Genomic DNA, 18,884 nt, shown 5'->3' on the forward strand with positions numbered 1-18,884 from the left:
AGGATGCTTTGGATGGGCTTAGGAACGTGAAAAGGTTAAGGAGTGGAGTCGCTTGAGTAAATTTTGGAGTCCGCTGACTGCTTCGCTAGAGCCGTATGTGCCTGGCGAGCAGCCAAAGGACAAAGCATATATTAAGCTGAATACGAACGAAAATCCGTATCCGCCATCGCCAAAGGCAATTGCAGCCATGACTGCTGCTATTAATGAGGATTTGCGCTTGTATCCGGACCCTAATAGCGAGGTGCTTGTGCAGGCTCTTGCGAAAAAGCATGGTCTGGCACCGCAGCAGGTCTTTGTCGGAAACGGCTCGGATGAAATTTTGGCATTTGCATTTGCCTCATTTTTTGACCCTGGCAAGCCAGTGCTGTTCCCTGATATTACGTATAGCTTTTACAAGGTTTATGCCAAATTTTATGGGATTACGCCCAAGCTGATCCCGCTTGATGAGCAATTCAATATTAACGTAGATCATTATACAGGCGAGCATGGCGGAATTGTGATCCCGAACCCTAATGCGCCAACTGCCATTCCACTGCCGCTTGACGATGTGCGTCGTCTAGTAGAAAGCAATCCTGAGCAGGTGGTGCTGATTGACGAGGCCTATGTAGATTTTGGTGCGGAGTCCGCAGCAGGGCTGGTTCATCAATATCCGAATTTGCTTGTCGTGCAGACGCTTTCGAAGTCTCGTTCCTTGGCTGGCTTGCGCGTAGGCTTTGCCTTTGGCTCGGAGGAGCTGATTGAAGGCCTCAACCGCACGAAGAACTCATTTAATTCTTATACATTGGATCGAGTCGCTTTGGCAGGCTCTGTTGCTGCAATTGAAGACCATCATTATTTTGCCGCAACGACTGCCAAGGTTGTCGCTACAAGAGAGCGTGTGCGTGCAAGACTGCAGGAGCTCGGTTTTACTGTTACGCCGTCTAAGGCGAATTTCGTCTTTATATCTCATCCAGTCATCCCTGCGAAGCGGCTGTTTGAAGTGCTTCGTGAGCAAGGTGTGCTGGTGCGTTACTTTGCTTCACCGCGAATTGACAATTTCCTTCGTGTCAGCATCGGGACCGATGAGGAAATGGATAGCTTTTTGGCGGCAATTGAGCATAATCTTGCTCATCCGACATCGTAGCCAGAATGTGTTTGGCTGCAGCTGAATATCGTTAGCAAAGGCTGGTTCTGTGATCAACGCATCGGTTGACATGGGACAGCCTTTTTTGTTACTTAGCCTATAAATTTTATTGCGCGCAATGGGAAATAGTAATGAAAATCACTTAATTTTGCAGGAAGACGTGTGCCGATGTTGACAATAAGAACTGTAACGTTTATTATTACAGTATAAAGCAGGGAGGCCCACTGAAGTGAATAGTGAATTTACAATCGCAGTGCATAGTTTAGTTTATTTGGCAAACTTACCAGATAAGATGGCCAGTAGCGAAATGATTGCTGATAACGTAGGTACCCACTCAGCGCGCATCCGTAAAGTGATGAGCGGTATGAGACGAAGCGGCTTCGTCAATACTAGAGAGGGCTCTGGCGGTGGATACCGCTTGACGATCGATCCCGATACCGTTACCTTGGCTGATATTTATCGGGTAATGGCTCAGGGCTCGTTAATCCCAAGCTGGTGCTCAGGCAATCCTGATGCAGATTGTATGGTTGGCTCCAATATGAATACTGTCATGTATGGTATTTTTTGTACTGCTGAAAAAAAACTGGAGGAGCATTTCAGCCATATTACAATTAGTGATGTGCTGAAGCAAATCCATGAATGCTAGGCACCAATTTGGTGTGCAGGGTTTTGCCCTTAATCATATATTTTAGACCGAAAGGATGATTGTAATGGCAGTCGTATTGACAAAAGATAATTTTAACCAAACAATTGAGAACGGTGTTTCTCTTGTAGATTTCTGGGCTCCATGGTGTGGACCTTGCAAAATGCAGCTTCCAATCGTAGAGGAGCTTGCTACTGAGCTTGAAGGTCAAGCAACAATCGGTAAAATCAATGTTGACGAGCAGCCTGAGCTTGCAGCACAATTTGGCGTAATGAGTATCCCAACGCTTATTTTGTTCAAAGACGGTCAGCCAGTTGATAAAATGGTTGGTCTTCAAAGCAAAGATGCGCTAAAAACAAAAATCTCCAACGCTTAATAAGCAAGCGAGGCCTTGAAACGTATAAAGCTGTCCCCAAGTGAAAATGTTCACGGTGGGACAGCTTTATTTCATGTGTATCGTTATTTTATGCTGCCTCTTTCATTGTTGATGGCGCTAGGGTATAATGACGAAAGCTGTGTACAATTGGGGATTGATCATCTTGCCGAGCTAATTTGCGGCAATTTGAAGTAATGAACATGCAGTTATCTAGCGTATTTGGACGTTGCTTTCGTTATGTTGCGTTTATGGATAAGGAGAGCATGGCAAATCGTAATCATAAATTGTTTGAGGAGTTGAAGGTATGGGTCTTTCTTGTGGAGTAGTCGGATTGCCGAATGTAGGCAAATCCACATTGTTTAACGCCATTACACAGGCTGGTGCAGAATCTGCCAATTATCCTTTCTGTACGATTGATCCGAACGTTGGTGTGGTTGAAGTACCAGACAGTCGTTTGGATAAGCTGGTGGAACTGGTTAAGCCAAACAATATTGTTCCGACTGCGTTTGAATTTGTCGATATTGCAGGTTTAGTTGCCGGTGCTAGCAAAGGCGAGGGCTTGGGCAACAAGTTTCTGGCGCATATTCGCGAGGTGGATGCGATTGTCCATGTCGTGCGCTGCTTCCAGGATGAAAATATTACGCATGTCTCCGGTAAAGTTGATCCGTTAAGCGATATTCAAACGATTAATTTGGAGCTGATTCTTGCGGATATCGACTCCGTTGATCGTCGTATCGAGCGCTCTCGCAAAAATATGAAGAGCGGCGATAAGAAGTTTGCGCAAGAGGTTGAAGTGCTGGAGCGGGTTAAGGAAGCGTTATACAATGATAAGCCTGCACGCAGCCTAGAATTAACAGACGATGAGCTTGCCTTGATCAAGGAGCTTCATTTGCTTACGCTTAAGCCTGTGCTATATGCGGCTAATGTGAGCGAGTCTGATGTGAGCAATCCGGATGATAATGAATATGTAAAGCTGGTTCGTGAATTTGCGGCTAGCGAGGGTGCAGAGGTTGTGCCAATTAGCGCCAAGGTTGAATCCGAGATTGCTGAGCTGGAAGGCGAAGACAAGGAGATGTTCCTTGAGGAGCTGGGCCTGGCTGAATCGGGCTTGAATCGTCTCATTCGTGCGGCGTATAAGCTGCTTGGGCTATATACTTATTTTACAGCAGGAGTTCAAGAGGTTCGCGCCTGGACGATTCGCAAAGGCATGAAGGCGCCGCAAGCTGCGGGTGTCATTCACACCGATTTTGAGCGCGGTTTTATCCGTGCAGAGGTTGTATCCTATGAGGATCTTGCTGCTGCAGGCTCGATGGCTGTTGCGCGCGAGCGTGGCCAGCTTCGTCTGGAGGGCAAGGATTATGTGGTGCAAGACGGAGATGTTATGCACTTCCGCTTCAACGTATAACGCTTGTCATTTGTAATATGCAGTGCTTCGTGACCTTAAGGCTTACGAAGCACTTTTTTGCTTGGAAGAGGAGGTTCAAAAGCTGGGCTTTGATGACAATGTAGTTGCGTTGTAGCGTAGTCGACGTCGAATCTTGAACGCTGAGCTTTTGAATATGTACTAATTATACTTGTGCACAACAGGCTGCTTAAATTGCTTATCTTAGGAGCGAAATGATGTCCACATGTGTATAATAAATAGAGTGTTTCGGCTAAACTGTGGATAACTAATGAAATTGATGTGTATATTCGTTATATTTTTGTGGGTAATTCTGTGAATAACTATAATAACTTGTGGATAATTAATTTAATCTTTTCTTCCAGCATGCGGTGATTCATTGCAGGCAAGGGATATGATATAATATAAATTATCTTATTTTGAGGAAATGACAGAGGTGAAGGACTGTGTTAGATCGTTTACAGGCACTGGCTGACCGATATGAAAAGTTGAGCGAACTGCTATGTGATCCAGATGTATCAAGCGATCCGAAAAGATTGCGCGAGCTTTCCAAGGAGCAATCCGACCTGCAGGCTGCCTATGATGCTTATACCGAGTATAAGCAAGTATGCCAGCAGCTGGATGATGCCAAGGAGATGCTGGGCGAGAAGCTGGATGATGAAATGCGCGAAATGGTCAAAATGGAAGTCGATGAGCTGTCCGAGCGCAAAGTGGGACTAGAGGAGAAGGTACGTATATTGCTTCTGCCAAAAGACCCTAATGATGATAAGAACGTCATTGTGGAAATTCGTGGTGCAGCTGGCGGCGATGAGGCTGCTTTGTTTGCTTATGAGCTTTACCGTATGTACACCAAGTACGCTGACACTCAAGGCTGGAGAACCGAGCTGATGGAGTATACGGAAAATGATCTGGGCGGATTTAAAGAGGTCATTTTCATGATTAACGGAAAAGGCGCGTACAGCAAGATGAAGTACGAGAGCGGTGCACATCGCGTACAGCGTATTCCGGTTACGGAATCAGGCGGACGCATTCATACCTCCACTTCTACAGTTGCTGTAATGCCGGAGGTTGAAGAGGTTGAGGTAGAAATTTTGGATAAAGATATTCGGATTGACACGTTCTGCTCCAGCGGTGCTGGCGGACAGTCTGTCAATACAACGAAGTCTGCGGTTCGTGTGCTTCACGTGCCAACCGGAATCATGGCAACCTGTCAGGACGGCAAATCGCAAAATGACAATAAAATGAAGGCCTTGCAGGTACTCCGTGCCCGCATCTACGATATGCGTCGTCAGGAAGAAGAAGCGAAGTATGCTGGTGAGCGCAAAAGCAAGGTCGGTACGGGTGACCGCAGCGAGCGCATTCGTACGTATAACTTCCCGCAAAGCCGTGTTACTGACCATCGCATCGGGTTGACACTTCATAAGCTGGATGCAGTAATGAACGGAGAAATTGATGATATCGTCAACCAATTGACATTGGCTGAACAGGCTGAAATGCTGGAAAAAGAAACAATGGGTGTATAATAAGCGAGCGTAAGCCATTCGCAGGACGGCCAATCAAAGCGTCCCGCTCAGGCTTGCGCTTTCTTTTTCTCCAAGAAATGCAAAGCCGTCGAATCCACTACGAAGAAGTGACATCGTCATCAAAGCCATATTTTTTGAACTACCCCATAAAATAAGAGTTCAAAAGCAGGGCTTTCAGGACCAAGAAGATGGCATGATACTAGAAGGCGAGGAGCGCAGCGTAGGCCAATAGCTACGTGAGCACCGAAGCCTTCGGTAGCGTGACATATTCGCCGTCGAATTCACTACGAAGAAGTGACATCGTCATCAAAGCCATGCTTATTGAACTACCTCTTACTCTTAGAAAGGTGAATATTCTATGTTGGAAAAAACCCTCGCCGCCTCTCTGACTGGCGGCTATACGGTGCGTCAGCAGCTTGAGCTGGCCACTTCATATTTGACCCAGCTGGAGGTGGACGAGGCTCGGGAAAATGCTGAACTGCTCATGCTGCATGTTTTGAAGCTTGATCGAGCCCAGCTCCTGCTGCGCTGGCAGGAAATCTTTCCAAGTGACTACTTGGAAGAATGGGTGGAATTGCTGACCAGAAAAGGACGCGGGGAGCCGCTGCAATATATGACGGGGGAAGCATGGTTTTATGGCAGAGCCTTTGCAGTTACGCCGGATGTGCTTATTCCGCGTCCAGAGACAGAACTGCTTGTTGAGGCCGTATTGCAGCGGATCAGGCAGCACTGGCCGCAAGAGACGCTGACTATACTTGATGTAGGCACAGGTAGCGGAGCGATTTCCATTACATTGCAGCTTGAGCAGCCAAAGTCGCATGTCATTGCTTCTGACTTGTCTTCTGCTGCGTTGGCTCAAGCACAGCGCAATGCGGAACGATATCAGGTTTCCTCCACAATTGAATGGGTTGAGGGTGATTTGCTTAAGCCGTTTTGCCTGGATGGCGAGAGGCTGCAGCACAATGGCAGGGGAATCGACATACTCGTATCCAATCCGCCATATATTCCGCAAGCTGATATGGCTGGTCTGCAGCGCGAGGTGCAGCAGTATGAGCCGCATCTTGCATTGGTAGGTGGAGCTGACGGCCTGGACCCGTATCGTGCAATGCTATCGAGCCTGCAGCTTCTGAGCGAGCAGCCGCGTATCGTTGCATTTGAACTGGGCATACACCAGCCAGCTATCGTAGCCGGTTGGCTTCGCGAGATGGGCGCCTGGGATGAGGTGGATATCATTACCGATTATGCCGGAATAGATCGTCACATTCTAGCAATAAAAAAAGTCTAGTTTTTTTGATTTTCCAGTTCCAAATAAAGGTTCAAAAAGCAAGGCTTTCAGGACCAAGAAGCTTGGACGCTAGTAGAAAACGAGGAGCGCAGCGTAGGCAACAGCTACGTGAGCACCCCAAATGTTTTCGCAGAAAACATACATCGAAAGCATAAGCCCTTCGCTAGCGTTCAAGATTCGCCGTCGACTCACCTACGAAGCTTTTTGAACTTCCTCTAATAGGTTTAGAGTGTTGCATATCTGGGCATAATATAGATAGAGACGTTCCGGAACGCAAGCAGGTACATTTTAGCGGATGTACGAGAGGAGCTTGTCGTTATGAATAATTCTATTTTTTCTTATCGTAAGGTTTATGGATATGTAGCACTTATTTTAATGGTTTTATTAATGAGTTGGGAATTTCAAAAGGTTGATGCTGCGCTTCATATGGAGTCGATTCCAGAGGAGTCAATTCGTCTGCGTATTTTAGCTAATTCCGATTCTCCTTCCGATCAATATATTAAAGCAATTGTACGTGATGCGGTTGTCGAAACGATGAATAGCTGGGTAAGTGAGCCAATCAGTATTGAAGAAGCAAGAGAGATGCTGGCAAGCCGAGAGGCGGAGCTGCAAGCAGTCATTGCTGCTACATTGGAGCAAAATGGCTACAACTATGGCTTTACTACGACAATTGGACAAGTAGAGTTTCCAACGAAAATGTATGGTCAGCTTGTCTATCCTGCCGGTATGTACGAGGCGCTGCTTGTTACGCTGGGCAAAGGCGAAGGCCGCAACTGGTGGTGTGTGCTGTTCCCTCCACTATGCTTCGCTGACACTGTAGCTGGGGAAGCGACAGCAGGAGTAGATAAAGTATCTGCAGAAGCTGAGGAGCCAGCTGCTGAGAAACAACCGACAAGCAGCGAGACAGAAACGGTACAAGCTGCGGATGCAGAGGCCGATAAAGCTGGTGCAAAGCAGCAGGAGGCTGCCGTTGAAGAGGCTGCTGACATTGAGGTTAAATTTTTTATTGTGGAAATTTTCGAGGATATCGGCGCTTGGTTCCGTTCCTTAATGGCATAAGATTGCAGCTTTCATCTGCAGCAGGCGTGATATTGCGCGCTGCTCTGCTAGACAAAGACGAATGTATAGGGTCATGCACCTGATGCGTTCGTCTTTTTTTGCTGCCACAGCTTTGATCCCTCAGTCGGTGCTGTCCATTACTACTACGATCAAGATTGCTGCGTTAGACGGGCATTCCCTTAAAATCTGCAAGTTATGCTATAATAGCAGGGCAAACGAAGAAGAGGGATGATAGAAGTGACTGTTCATACAAAGGTATGGAATATAAATATAGCTGAACCAGCCTGGCAAAAACAATTGGCGGAAGCGGCTGAACGGCTGGCTGCTGGCAAGCAAATCGCTTTTCCTACAGAAACGGTTTACGGCCTGGGGGCAGATGCGACCAATGATGCGGCTGTGCAGGGTATTTTTTCTGCTAAAGGGCGGCCGGCAGACAATCCGTTAATTGTGCATATTTTTGATATTCAGCAGGTGGAGCAGCTGGCGCAGCAGGTGAGTGAGCTTGCCATTAAGCTGATGGATGCGTTCTGGCCAGGGCCGCTTACGATTGTTTTGCCTGTGAAGCAAGGTGTGCTGTCCTCCTATGTCACAGCCGGGCTTGATACTGTCGGCATTCGTATGCCTGATCACCCAATCGCCCTGGAGCTGATGCGGCAAGCGCGCGTGCCTGTGGCGGCGCCTAGCGCCAATACATCCGGGCGCCCAAGTCCAACCTTGGCGGCCCATGTCTATGAAGATTTACAGGGCAAAATTTCCGGCATTGTTGATGGAGGTGCAACTGGTGTAGGGCTTGAATCGACGGTTGTCGAGCTTGTCGATCAGCAGTTGATTCGTGTGCTGCGCCCTGGCGCAGTAACGCTTGAGCAGCTGCAGGCATGCTGCCCAGAGGCGGTTGTCACGATGGAAAGCGAGCTGGAGAGCAAGCAAGCGCCTCGCTCGCCAGGGATGAAATATACGCATTATGCGCCGCAAGGCAAGCTGGCTATCGTCAAGGGCGAGCCTCAAGCTGTTGCTCATTATATTGAACAGCAGCTAGCGCGCTTCGCGGCTACTGATCGCTGTGGAGTGCTGCGCTTTGACGAGCATGAGCGTCATTATCAGCAGGCCGCGCTTGTGCTTAGCCTTGGCAGTATTCATCAGCTGGAGCAGGCCGCGGCCCGCTTATACCAAGCGCTTCGTCAGTTTGATGAGCAGCAGATTCAGTATATATGGTCGGAAGCCAGCGAAGCTGCGGGGATTGGCGCAGCACTGATGAATAGACTTTTGAAAGCTGCGGGGCATACTGTTATTGAGGTTTAAATAATGGTGTCATGCAATTAGTTGTAAACATTGTCTCAGCGTCTGCATATGCTTGTACAAGGATATCGGACAAGGGGATAATGAATGATGGAAATGAACATTTGGCTTGGACAGCTTACGACAATTACAATGATTGCACTCGCGCTTGGCTTCGATGCGTTTTCACTTGGCGTAGGTATCGGCTTGAAAGGAATTCGTTACCTGCATATTATGAAGCTGGGAATCATTATTGGGCTATTCCATATGATTATGCCGATCGGCGGCATGCTGATGGGCAAAATGATGAGTGTTGTGCTGGGAGAATGGGCCAGCTTTGCAGCCGGCTTGCTGCTTATTATTCTCGGGGTGCATATGGTGATCAACTCCTTCAAGTCAGAGGAAGCGGTACTGCTGAACCATCGAACGTTTTGGGGAGTATTGCTGCTGGCCTTCAGTGTAAGCGTCGATTCCTTTTCTGTCGGCATTACATTGGGCATGTTCCACTTGCCGTTGTGGGTGACAGTTTTGCTGTTTGGATGCTGTGGAGCGATTATGGCGATGCTGGGTTTAACTGTAGGCAAGCGCGTCGGTCATACTTTAGGTGAATATGGGGAAACGCTTGGTGGGATAATTCTGGTCGTATTTGGTGTTTACTTTATTGTATAATAAGAGCGTAAAGGAGTTGACGAGGATGAAGCGAATTTTGTTCTTATGTACAGGGAATACATGTCGATCTCCAATGGCTGAGGCGTTTCTTAAAGGGCTTGCTCATGAGAAGGGATTAATTTTGGCAGTGCGTTCAGCTGGCATATCAACGGTTGATGGACTTCCCGTTTCTACGAATTCCAAGCATGCATTAGAGCGACGCGGCATCCAGCATCAAGGCAGCTCAGTGGCGATGAATGAGGAAGCGCTTCATTGGGCCGATCTTATATTAACGATGACAACAAGTCATAAGCGTGAGGTTATGCGTCGCTACCCGGAAGTGATGGATAAGCTGTACACACTTAAAGAATATGCATATATGGATGACCAGCTTCAAGCCAAGCTGAATGAGCTGGAAGAGCTATACTCAGAGCTGCAAATGCAGCAGTTGTTAGGACAGCCTATTGATGAAGAGAAGCGGAAGCGGGCTCAAAAGCTTGAGCTTTCTATGCCAAGCTTTGATATTGCAGATCCCTTTGGCGGATCACAATCGATTTATGATGCTTGTGCGGATGAGCTGGAGGATGCGATTTTCAAGCTGGTTGATAAGCTTTTGGCCATTCGCAGCAGCGAATCAAGCTAAGTCATTCGCATAATTTAGCTGTTGGTGATTGATATTTACCTACAGATCGGCTATGATAAATATAAATGCAAGGACTTCGATGTAACTGGCGACGAGAGTGGGTAACCACGATGGAGCATCGAAGCATACGGCCGGTCGCCTGGGCAAAGAGCAGCGTGCTAATAAGCATGTCTTGCTCTTTTTTCATTTTTTTCGAAAAAGCGTTATACTACTGTATGTATGCAAGCTCATCTGCATCTTGTATTTATGACAAAATGAACGAAAGGGTGTTTCCTTTGAAAATTGCGATAAGTGCTGATCATGGCGGCTTCCGCTTAAAAAATGAAATTTTGCCGTTATTGGAATCATTAGGCCATGAAGTTGTCGATTTTGGCTGTGATTGTGAAACCTCTGTAGACTACCCTGATTATGCTTTGCCAGTTTGCGACCTTGTAGCTGAGGGCAAGGCGGATCGTGGTATTTTAATCTGCGGCACCGGCATCGGCATGTCAATTGCTGCAAACAAGCACGCAGGAATTCGTTGCGCCCTTGTTTCTGATACATTTTCGGCTCACGCTACACGCGATCATAACGATACCAATGTGTTGGCGCTAGGCGAGCGCGTGCTAGGTCCTGGGCTGGCACTTGATATTGTGAAAATTTGGCTGGAAACTCCATTCTCTAATGGCGAGCGCCATGTCAATCGCATTAACAAAGTAATGGAGATTGAAAAGCGCTTTATTAAAGGAGAGTAATGCTATGGCGCATTCCCTTGAGACCATTGCCCAGCAAGTAGAGCAAATTACTTGTGAATTGATGGAAAGATGTCAATGGACAAAGCCCAAGCTGCTTATTATCGGTGCCAGCACAAGCGAGGTGGCCGGCGAGCGGATTGGCTCAGCGGGAGCAGTTGAAATTGCAGAAGCGATCTATAGCGGCTTGCAGCAAGCGAGCAGAACATATCCGTTTATTCCTGTTTTTCAGTGCTGTGAGCACTTGAATCGCGCAATTGTCATAGAGCGTGAACTGGCAGAGCAGCTTAATCTGACGCTTGTTCATGCGAAGCCTGTGCCGAAAGCGGGCGGGGCGATGGCAGCTTATGCTTATTCTCAGCTGCAACAGCCAGCACTCGTTGAAAGCATTGCGGCAGACGCTGGGATTGATATTGGAGATACATTTATCGGCATGCATCTAAAACAGGTTGTTGTGCCGTTTCGGGCTTCGCTTCGTTCTATAGGCGACGCACACGTGACATTGGCATTTACCCGTCCAAAGCTAATCGGCGGCGAGCGGGCAGTATATGAATAATAAAAACTAAAATAGAGCTTTTGAGGAGGATTTATAATGGAGCATTTACGTAAACAAGATCCACAGGTTTTAGAGGCGCTAGGTCTGGAGCTGCAACGCCAACGCGACAACATTGAATTGATCGCATCCGAAAATATTGTTAGTCCGGCAGTACTCGAAGCAATGGGCTCTGTGCTTACGAACAAGTATGCAGAAGGCTATCCGAGCAAACGTTACTACGGAGGCTGTGAGCATGTAGACATCGTTGAGGATATTGCTCGTGACCGCGCTAAACAATTGTTTGGCGCAGAGCATGCCAACGTGCAGCCACACTCTGGCGCGCAAGCGAATATGGCTGTATATTTGGCGGCATTGAAGCCTGGCGACACCGTGCTTGGCATGAATCTTGCACATGGCGGACATTTAACCCATGGCAGCCCAGTTAATGCATCTGGTCTTTTGTACAATTTCGTGGCGTATGGCGTTCAAGAGGACTCCTTCACGATTGATTATGAAGAAGTTCGCAAGCTTGCCTTCAAGCATCGTCCTCGTCTAATCGTTGCCGGAGCAAGTGCATATCCGCGCATTATCGACTTTGAAAAGCTTGGACAAATCGCGAATGAAGTTGGTGCGTTGTTCATGGTTGACATGGCGCATATTGCTGGTCTGGTAGCAGCAGGTCTGCATCCTAACCCTGTTCCACATGCGCATTTTGTAACGACAACTACTCATAAAACATTGCGTGGTCCTCGCGGCGGTATGATTCTGTGCCGCAAATCTTGGGCTGCAGCCATTGACAAAGCGGTATTCCCTGGCACGCAAGGCGGTCCATTGATGCATATTATCGCTGCAAAAGCAGTTGCTTTCGGTGAAGCATTGCAGGATGAGTTTAAACAATATGCAACCAATGTTGTAAACAATGCAAAAGTGCTGGCAGAATCGTTGACAGCAAACGGCATTAACCTTGTATCAGGCGGCACTGACAATCACCTTATGCTGATCGATACTCGCAATCTAGGCATTACAGGCAAAGATGCTGAGCATGTGCTTGACGAGGTAGGCATTACAGTTAATAAAAATGCGATTCCGTTTGATCCGACAAGTCCGTTTATTACTAGCGGTATCCGCGTTGGTACGCCAGCAGCAACAGCACGCGGCATGGATACAGCTGCGATGACGGTTATTGCAGAGGTTATCTCCTCTGTACTTAAAAACCCTCAGGATGAGGCAGTTAAAAATGCAGCTCGTACCAAAGTTCGTGAGCTAACTGCGAAATTCCCGATTTACCCTGGACTGTCATACTAATCGAATAACCATATGAAATAAATGGATTAACAAAAGCCAAAGCAGATCATTTTTGATCTTGCTTTGGCTTTTTTGTTATACGAATAGAGTGGTTACTTTATGCAAATAGTAAATGCACATTCGTTAATATGTGGAAAAGAAGGCAATCTATAATTTTCTTATGATGCCAAATGCTAGATGGCATTAACTGTATTCAAAAGTTGTTCACAAAAAACAAAAGCAGCCCAGAGCTCAGTTCTATCAAAACTTTCGCTTTTTTGCTGGTCGGGCAGAGAAGAGCAACGGTAAATTTATCATCTTGACAGTGGGCTTGCAGAAGCGGTATATTTCTCTCCGTCTTTTTGGACGGGATTGTAAATATGCACAACAAAAGTAAATATTCGCTCACTTGAATATTCATTCATTTTGAATACAAGCTTGTTATGCATTAGACTCGATTCCACATCATTGCGCTATACATCATGAGAAAAGGGGACTATCCGCATGAAGAGAACAAAACTGGTATCTATTCTTTCAATGGTGCTAGTATTCGCTATTTTTACAGCAGGCTGTGCAACTGGAGCCAAAAACGGAGGCGGTGCAAGCAATAATGAATTCCGTGTTAATTTGTCAACTGAACCGCCAACGCTTGATCCAGCTCAAGCGACTGATCAGGTATCCTTCACCGTCATTAATGCCATTTACGAGGGCTTGACCATTCTTGACGAGAATGGTGATGTACAGCCAGGCATCGCAGAAAAATGGGATGTTTCAGAGGATGGCAAGACATATACATTCAAGATTCGTTCCGATGCAAAATGGAGTAATGGCGATCCAGTGACAGCTCATGATTTTGAGTTTTCCTGGAAGCGCGCACTTGATCCGCTGCTCGTTCCAGAGCCATCCCAATATGCGTACCAGCTTTATTATATTGAGGGTGCCGAAGCCTACAATACAGGAGAGGGCTCGGTTGATGATGTAGCGGTAAAGGCTGAAGATGATCATACACTCGTTGTAACTTTGGTCGCTCCGACGATTTATTTTGAGTCGCTGCTTTCTACAGCGATTTACTTCCCTGTCCATCAATCTGTTAAGGAAAATGAAGCATTCGCAGCGGCAGCAAATACAATGATTACGAATGGTCCGTTTACGATGACAGACTGGAAGCGCAATACGTCGATTACACTTGAGCCAAGTGACTCCTATTACGGTCGTGATCAAATTAAATTCAGCAAAGTTTCGTTTACGATGGTTAACGATTCAAGCTCTGAGCTGAACATGTACGAAACAGGGAAGCTGGATTATGCAGGTCACCCAACAGGCTCCTTGCCAAGTGATCAGTTTGCATCATTGCAGCAAAAATACCCTGATGAATTTAAGATTAAAGGTACAGCAAGCTTGTACTACTATTTGATCAATACAACAGAACCTCCATTTACAAATAAAAAAGTTCGTCAAGCGTTGTCCTTGGCTGTCAATCGCAATGACCTGACCGAGAAAGTAACACTTGGCGGCCAAATTCCAGCCTATGGACTAGTACCTCCAGGTATTAAAGGCGTAGAGGACGAGTATCGCAACGAGGTAAATGGCGATTACTTTAAGGAGGATCTGGAACTGGCGAAGCAACTGCTGGCTGAGGGTCTGGCAGAAGAAGGGCTAACTCAGCTGCCGGCTTTCAGTATCACATTCAATACAAATGATCTGCATCTGAAAGTTGCTGAAGCGATTGTTGATATGTGGCGCAATAATTTGGGAATCGATGTGCAAATCGGAAATGAAGAATGGGGTGTATTCCTCGACAACCGTAATGCAATGAATTATCAAGTTGCGCGTGCTGGCTGGGGTGCTGATTACAATGACCCGATTTCTTTCATCAGCTTGTTCACATCCAAGAGCGGCAACAACAATACAGGCTATGCAAATGCTGAATATGATGAGCTAGTGGAGCGCATTAATCATACAAGTGAGCCTGAGGAGCGCGTCAAACTAATAGCGGATGCCGAGAAGCTGTTGATTGAATCACACTCCATCATACCGCTTTACTATTACACAAATGTGTATCTAATGAAACCTGAAGTAAAAGGCGTGTATGTCGACTTTAAAGGCGATATTATTTTCACCCGCGGCTATTACGAAGAACAAGAACAATAAAGCGTAGGCGGATTGGGATATATGCATATTGTTACGCATATATCCCTTTCTTCAGCATTCTTATGGAGGTGTAGGTTCAATTGGTTCGCTATGTCATCGAGAAGATCTTATATATGCTGCTTTCGCTTTTCGTACTAGCTTCGGCCACGTTCTTCTTAATGAAGGCCATACCTGGCAACCCGTTTCAATCAGAGAAAAATATTCCGCCAGCGATTCAGCAAATGCTGATGGAGAAATACGGCTTTGACAAGCCGGTCTGGGAGCAGTATGTCCATTACATCGGGAACCTGTTGAAGCTCGATTTTGGCACCTCAATGAAGCAGCAGTACGTGACCGTTGAAACGGTTATAAAAAGCGGCTTTGCCTATTCCGTGCAGCTCGGCCTGCTGGCTATGATTGTATCGGTTGCAGCAGGCGTGCTGCTCGGCTTGATCGCAGCATTGAATCATCGCAAGTTTTTAGATGGCTTTACGATTTTTATTGCTGTATTGGGTGTTTCGATTCCAAATTTTGTAATCGCTTCTGCCCTGCAATATTTTTTCGGCGTCCAGCTTCGCTGGTTTAACGTTACTGGCTTGAATGGACCGCTTGACTATGTTTTGCCTGTTATTGCGCTATCCTTTTTGCCGACCGCATTTATTGCGAGACTGACAAGGTCGAGCATGCTTGAGGTTTTATCGGCTGATTATATTAAAACTGCAAGAGCTAAAGGCTTATCTGGTAGAGTCATTCTTGTGAAGCATGCACTTCGCAATGCGATTATGCCTGTCGTCACCTATGTAGGGCCGATGACTGCCAACATTATTACAGGCTCGGTCATTGTAGAGCAGATTTTTGGCATAGGCGGCCTGGGCAAAGATTTTGTTAATAGTATTACGAATCGAGACTATACGCTCATTATGGGCTTAACGTTATTTTATGCTGTTATTTTAATGCTGGCTCGGCTCATTACCGATATTGCCTACGGATTTATTGATCCACGCATTAAATTGATTCGCGGGAGAGGAGGAGCGTAATGTCAGAGCAAACGCTAAAGCCGGAGCAATTTGCCAAGCTGAAAAAATCAGAGCACGCTGGCGAGCTTGTTGTCCGTGAAAGCATATCGGCGTGGAAGGATGCATGGATTCGCCTGAAGGAAAACAAGCTGGCTATGCTCAGTCTTGTTGTACTGCTCGTTATTACTTTACTGGCGATTACAGCCCAGTACATGACGCCATACGATTATAAAACGAATGATCTTGCCAATACGAATCTTCCTCCAAACTCAGAGCATTGGTTTGGCACTGATTCTTTGGGCCGCGATATGTTTCAGCGAACATGGATGGGAGCGGGAATTTCCTTGCAGGTGGGCTTGTACGCGGCATTGGTCGATTTGGCGCTTGGCGTAATTATTGGCGGAATTATGGGCTATTACGGTGGTCGAGTTGATGAGGTGCTGAACCGTTTCTGTGAAGTAATGTACTCGATCCCGAGCATGCTCCTTGTCATTCTGCTCATTGTTGTAATGGAGCCCAGCATGTTTACGATTGTACTGGCGCTTAGTATTACCGGCTGGATTAATATGGCCTGGATTGTTCGCGGACAAGTTATGCAGCTTAAAAATCAAGAGTATGTGCTGGCGGCGCGGACGATTGGAGCGAGCACTAGCCGTATTATGTTTAAGCATTTAATACCGAATGCGATGGGGCCGATTATCGTCACCTTGACGATGACTGTGCCTTCGGCAATTTTCGCCGAAGCCTTTCTAAGCTTCCTTGGCTTAGGCGTGCAATCGCCAGCAGCCTCGCTTGGTACATTAATTAATGATGCATTAAAAGCGATGACGGTCTATCCATGGCGGATGCTGTTTCCTGCTGTGCTTATTAGCTTAACGATGCTTTGCTTTAATATATTCGGGGACGGATTGCGGGATGCGCTTGATCCGAAGATGAAGAAATAATGTAGAGAAGCAATTTCAAGAAAGTACACCAAAGCAGTCATTTGAAAAGCTTTAGGAGGTGGAAGTATGGAGAAGCTGCTTGAGGTTCATGACTTAAAGGTTAACTTTGATGTACGCGGCGGAGTCGTCCAGGCGGTACGCGGCGTCAACTTTCATATCAATAAGGGCGAAGCTGTAGCAATTGTTGGTGAATCTGGCTGCGGTAAAAGTGTTACGGCCCAATCTCTTATGCGCTTAGTTCCAAGTCCTCCTGCCCAATTGAGCGGGGAAATTCTCTTTAAGGGAGAGGATTTGCTCAAGAAATCCGATAAGGAGATGGAAGCTGTTCGCGGCAATGATATCGGAATGATTTTTCAGGATCCGATGACGTCTCTCAATCCAACCTTAACGATTGGCACTCAAATTATAGAAGGCTTGACCAAGCATGAGAAGATGAGCAGATCCAATGCGCGCATGCGTGCGATTGAAATGCTGAAGCTGGTTGGCATTCCTAATCCTGAAAGCCGGATCGATCAGTATCCGCATCAGTTTTCAGGAGGTATGCGGCAGCGCGCAATGATCGCGATTGCGCTTGCCTGCAATCCTTCACTGCTTATTGCCGATGAACCGACAACGGCGCTTGATGTAACGATTCAAGCACAAATTATGAAGGTAATGAAGGATCTGCAGCAGAAAATGGGAACGTCCATTATTTTAATCACGCATGATCTTGGTGTCGTAGCAGATGTATGTGATCGCGTAATCGTGATGTACGCGGGCAAGGTTGTAGAGACCGGTACGAAATACGAAATTTTCAACAATCCACAGCATCCGTATACACGCGGGCTGCTACGCTCGGTTCCGCGCCTCGATCAGAAAAAGGACGAGCCGCTTTTACCGATTCATGGCACGCCGCCGGACCTGATATCGCCGCCCAAAGGCTGCAGCTTTTGCGCACGCTGTGAGGAGGCGATGCTCATTTGCGTCGAACATGATCCCGATCTTGTAGCTGCTGAAGAAGGCGATGAGCATTCTGCACACCGCTCTGCCTGCTGGATGCTGCACCCTTATGCGCAAAGGGAGGTTAAGTGATGAGCAAGCCATTAATCGAGGTTAACCATTTGAGCAAATTTTTCAATTTAGGCAATAATCAAATTCTTAAAGCGGTAAATGATCTTAACTTCTCGATTGCACAAGGCGAAACCGTCGGTGTAGTAGGAGAGTCCGGTTGCGGCAAATCAACAGCTGGCCGCACGATGATGCGACTGTACGAGCCTACGAACGGTGAAGTGCTGTTCAATGGTAAAAATATATATCAGATGAAGGGCGCTGAGCTGAAGCAGCTTCGCCGCGACATGCAGATGATATTCCAGGACCCGTATGCTTCACTTAATCCGCGTATGACGGTTATGGATATTATAGGTGAAGCGCTTGATGTGCATAAGCTGGCCGGCAGCCGCAAGGAGCGCAAAAAGAAAGTAGAGCAGCTGCTGGAGCTTGTTAATTTGAATTCAGCATATGCTTCGCGCTATCCGCATGAGTTTTCAGGCGGTCAGCGTCAGCGCATCGGTATTGCGAGGGCGTTGGCTGTTGATCCGAAGTTTATTATAGCCGATGAGCCGATTTCCGCGCTTGATGTATCGATTCAGGCTCAGGTTGTCAATTTGCTGCAGGAGCTGCAGCGTGACATGGGCTTGACGTACTTGTTTATTGCCCACGATTTGTCGATGGTCAAGCATATTAGCGATCGTGTAGCAGTAATGTATCTTGGCAAAATTGTTGAGCTCGCCCGCAGCGAGGATTTGTATAACGATCCAAGACATCCTTATACGCGCGCTTTAATGTCGGCAATTCCGATTCCCGACCCTGAAGTCGAGGAAAAGCGTGAACGGATTGTGCTTGGCGGCGATTTGCCAAGTCCCATTCATTTGCCTTCAGGCTGTCCTTTTCACACGCGCTGTCCGATGGCGACTGAGAAGTGCAAGGTTGATGTGCCAAAATTTTTGGAAGTAAAGGATAAGCATTTTGCTTCCTGTCATTATGCTTAACCACTAATCAAAAGCCGATCAAATCTGTTTATGCAGTTGATCGGCTTTTTGTATAGGTCCGCTGCGGGCATCGTTTAGACTGACATGTCCTAGTATGGTATAATTTTCATTTATAATAGGAAGCTTTATAAGAAATGTTCTGCTGCGCCATTGCAGCAAAGCCGAGCTAAGATACTCGCGCTGTCAGTGTAGGAAATTATAATGCAACAAGCGGTTTACAATGCTATAATAAGTTGGATT

The 18,884-nt window shown here is 46.8% G+C and carries 19 protein-coding genes and 1 riboswitch; all 19 genes read left to right on the top strand.

Features of this window, described 5'->3' with window-relative positions; genetic code table 11:
* Positions 1-52: 52 nt before the first annotated feature.
* The 19 genes from hisC to KJS52_RS23285 all read left to right on the top strand — a co-directional run bounded on the left by hisC (position 53) and on the right by KJS52_RS23285 (position 18,644).
* Entirely contained in the window at positions 53-1,123 is a 1,071-nt protein-coding gene (hisC, locus tag KJS52_RS23195; protein ID WP_213519685.1) for a histidinol-phosphate transaminase, read from the top strand.
* A gap of 229 nt (positions 1,124-1,352) precedes the next feature.
* Positions 1,353-1,769: an RrF2 family transcriptional regulator gene (locus KJS52_RS23200; RefSeq protein WP_213519686.1), complete on the top strand. Its 417-nt coding sequence runs from the start codon at positions 1,353-1,355 to the stop codon at positions 1,767-1,769.
* Between the two features lie 64 nt (positions 1,770-1,833).
* Complete coding sequence (gene trxA / locus KJS52_RS23205) at positions 1,834-2,142, top strand: thioredoxin (protein ID WP_213519687.1); 309 nt, start codon at positions 1,834-1,836, stop codon at positions 2,140-2,142.
* Between the two features lie 15 nt (positions 2,143-2,157).
* The gene (locus KJS52_RS23210; protein WP_213519688.1) at positions 2,158-2,337 is read left to right on the top strand and encodes a hypothetical protein; all 180 of its coding nucleotides are present in this window, start codon (positions 2,158-2,160) and stop codon (positions 2,335-2,337) included.
* A gap of 109 nt (positions 2,338-2,446) precedes the next feature.
* Positions 2,447-3,547, top strand: coding sequence for a redox-regulated ATPase YchF (ychF, locus tag KJS52_RS23215; RefSeq protein ID WP_213519689.1), 1,101 nt, complete (start codon positions 2,447-2,449; stop codon positions 3,545-3,547).
* A gap of 443 nt (positions 3,548-3,990) precedes the next feature.
* Complete coding sequence (gene prfA, locus KJS52_RS23220) at positions 3,991-5,067, top strand: peptide chain release factor 1 (protein ID WP_213519690.1); 1,077 nt, start codon at positions 3,991-3,993, stop codon at positions 5,065-5,067.
* A gap of 358 nt (positions 5,068-5,425) precedes the next feature.
* A complete protein-coding gene (gene prmC, locus KJS52_RS23225) occupies positions 5,426-6,352 on the top strand; it encodes a peptide chain release factor N(5)-glutamine methyltransferase (RefSeq protein WP_213519691.1) in 927 nt (308 codons plus the stop codon).
* 318 nt (positions 6,353-6,670) lie between these two features.
* On the top strand, positions 6,671-7,411 hold the full coding sequence (spoIIR, locus tag KJS52_RS23230) for a stage II sporulation protein R (protein WP_213519692.1): 741 nt from the start codon (positions 6,671-6,673) through the stop codon (positions 7,409-7,411).
* A 228-nt stretch (positions 7,412-7,639) separates the two neighbouring features.
* Positions 7,640-8,710 (top strand): L-threonylcarbamoyladenylate synthase, encoded by a 1,071-nt coding sequence (locus KJS52_RS23235; protein WP_213519693.1) that lies wholly within the window; start codon positions 7,640-7,642, stop codon positions 8,708-8,710.
* Between the two features lie 87 nt (positions 8,711-8,797).
* The gene (locus KJS52_RS23240) at positions 8,798-9,355 is read left to right on the top strand and encodes a manganese efflux pump MntP (RefSeq protein WP_213519694.1); all 558 of its coding nucleotides are present in this window, start codon (positions 8,798-8,800) and stop codon (positions 9,353-9,355) included.
* Between the two features lie 25 nt (positions 9,356-9,380).
* Positions 9,381-9,977, top strand: a complete 597-nt coding sequence (locus KJS52_RS23245) for an arsenate reductase/protein-tyrosine-phosphatase family protein (RefSeq protein WP_213519695.1) — start codon at positions 9,381-9,383, stop codon at positions 9,975-9,977.
* A 71-nt stretch (positions 9,978-10,048) separates the two neighbouring features.
* Positions 10,049-10,129, top strand: a riboswitch (ZMP/ZTP riboswitch).
* Between the two features lie 123 nt (positions 10,130-10,252).
* Entirely contained in the window at positions 10,253-10,711 is a 459-nt protein-coding gene (rpiB, locus tag KJS52_RS23250; protein ID WP_213519696.1) for a ribose 5-phosphate isomerase B, read from the top strand.
* 4 nt (positions 10,712-10,715) lie between these two features.
* Positions 10,716-11,264: a TIGR01440 family protein gene (locus KJS52_RS23255; RefSeq protein WP_213519697.1), complete on the top strand. Its 549-nt coding sequence runs from the start codon at positions 10,716-10,718 to the stop codon at positions 11,262-11,264.
* A gap of 36 nt (positions 11,265-11,300) precedes the next feature.
* The gene (glyA, locus tag KJS52_RS23260; RefSeq protein ID WP_213519698.1) at positions 11,301-12,548 is read left to right on the top strand and encodes a serine hydroxymethyltransferase; all 1,248 of its coding nucleotides are present in this window, start codon (positions 11,301-11,303) and stop codon (positions 12,546-12,548) included.
* Between the two features lie 483 nt (positions 12,549-13,031).
* The gene (locus KJS52_RS23265; protein ID WP_213519699.1) at positions 13,032-14,678 is read left to right on the top strand and encodes a peptide ABC transporter substrate-binding protein; all 1,647 of its coding nucleotides are present in this window, start codon (positions 13,032-13,034) and stop codon (positions 14,676-14,678) included.
* An 80-nt stretch (positions 14,679-14,758) separates the two neighbouring features.
* A complete protein-coding gene (locus KJS52_RS23270) occupies positions 14,759-15,694 on the top strand; it encodes an ABC transporter permease (protein ID WP_213519700.1) in 936 nt (311 codons plus the stop codon).
* Positions 15,667-16,617, top strand: coding sequence for an ABC transporter permease (locus KJS52_RS23275; protein WP_373871387.1), 951 nt, complete (start codon positions 15,667-15,669; stop codon positions 16,615-16,617). Before KJS52_RS23270 ends, KJS52_RS23275 begins: the two co-directional genes overlap by 28 nt.
* Before the next feature lie 66 nt (positions 16,618-16,683).
* Positions 16,684-17,688 (top strand): ABC transporter ATP-binding protein, encoded by a 1,005-nt coding sequence (locus KJS52_RS23280; protein ID WP_213519702.1) that lies wholly within the window; start codon positions 16,684-16,686, stop codon positions 17,686-17,688.
* Entirely contained in the window at positions 17,688-18,644 is a 957-nt protein-coding gene (locus KJS52_RS23285; protein WP_213519703.1) for an ABC transporter ATP-binding protein, read from the top strand. The genes KJS52_RS23280 and KJS52_RS23285 overlap by 1 nt, the downstream gene beginning before the upstream one ends.
* Positions 18,645-18,884: the final 240 nt, after the last annotated feature.

It is taken from the genome of Paenibacillus montaniterrae (genome assembly GCF_018403185.1).
GTDB classification, from domain to species: Bacteria; Bacillota; Bacilli; order Paenibacillales; family Paenibacillaceae; genus Pristimantibacillus; species Pristimantibacillus montaniterrae.

Bases quoted from the DNA above. Each gene is read 5' to 3' on its own strand.
- KJS52_RS23265 (WP_213519699.1), top strand. From the start codon at position 13,032: ATGAAGAGAACAAAACTGGTATCTATTCTTTCAATGGTGCTAGTATTC.
- KJS52_RS23255 (WP_213519697.1), top strand. From the start codon at position 10,716: ATGGCGCATTCCCTTGAGACCATTGCCCAGCAAGTAGAGCAAATTACT.
- trxA (WP_213519687.1), top strand. From the start codon at position 1,834: ATGGCAGTCGTATTGACAAAAGATAATTTTAACCAAACAATTGAGAAC.
- KJS52_RS23245 (WP_213519695.1), top strand. From the start codon at position 9,381: ATGAAGCGAATTTTGTTCTTATGTACAGGGAATACATGTCGATCTCCA.
- spoIIR (WP_213519692.1), top strand. From the start codon at position 6,671: ATGAATAATTCTATTTTTTCTTATCGTAAGGTTTATGGATATGTAGCA.
- KJS52_RS23285 (WP_213519703.1), top strand. From the start codon at position 17,688: ATGAGCAAGCCATTAATCGAGGTTAACCATTTGAGCAAATTTTTCAAT.
- KJS52_RS23240 (WP_213519694.1), top strand. From the start codon at position 8,798: ATGGAAATGAACATTTGGCTTGGACAGCTTACGACAATTACAATGATT.
- ychF (WP_213519689.1), top strand. From the start codon at position 2,447: ATGGGTCTTTCTTGTGGAGTAGTCGGATTGCCGAATGTAGGCAAATCC.
- KJS52_RS23235 (WP_213519693.1), top strand. From the start codon at position 7,640: ATGATAGAAGTGACTGTTCATACAAAGGTATGGAATATAAATATAGCT.
- glyA (WP_213519698.1), top strand. From the start codon at position 11,301: ATGGAGCATTTACGTAAACAAGATCCACAGGTTTTAGAGGCGCTAGGT.
- KJS52_RS23280 (WP_213519702.1), top strand. From the start codon at position 16,684: ATGGAGAAGCTGCTTGAGGTTCATGACTTAAAGGTTAACTTTGATGTA.
- prmC (WP_213519691.1), top strand. From the start codon at position 5,426: ATGTTGGAAAAAACCCTCGCCGCCTCTCTGACTGGCGGCTATACGGTG.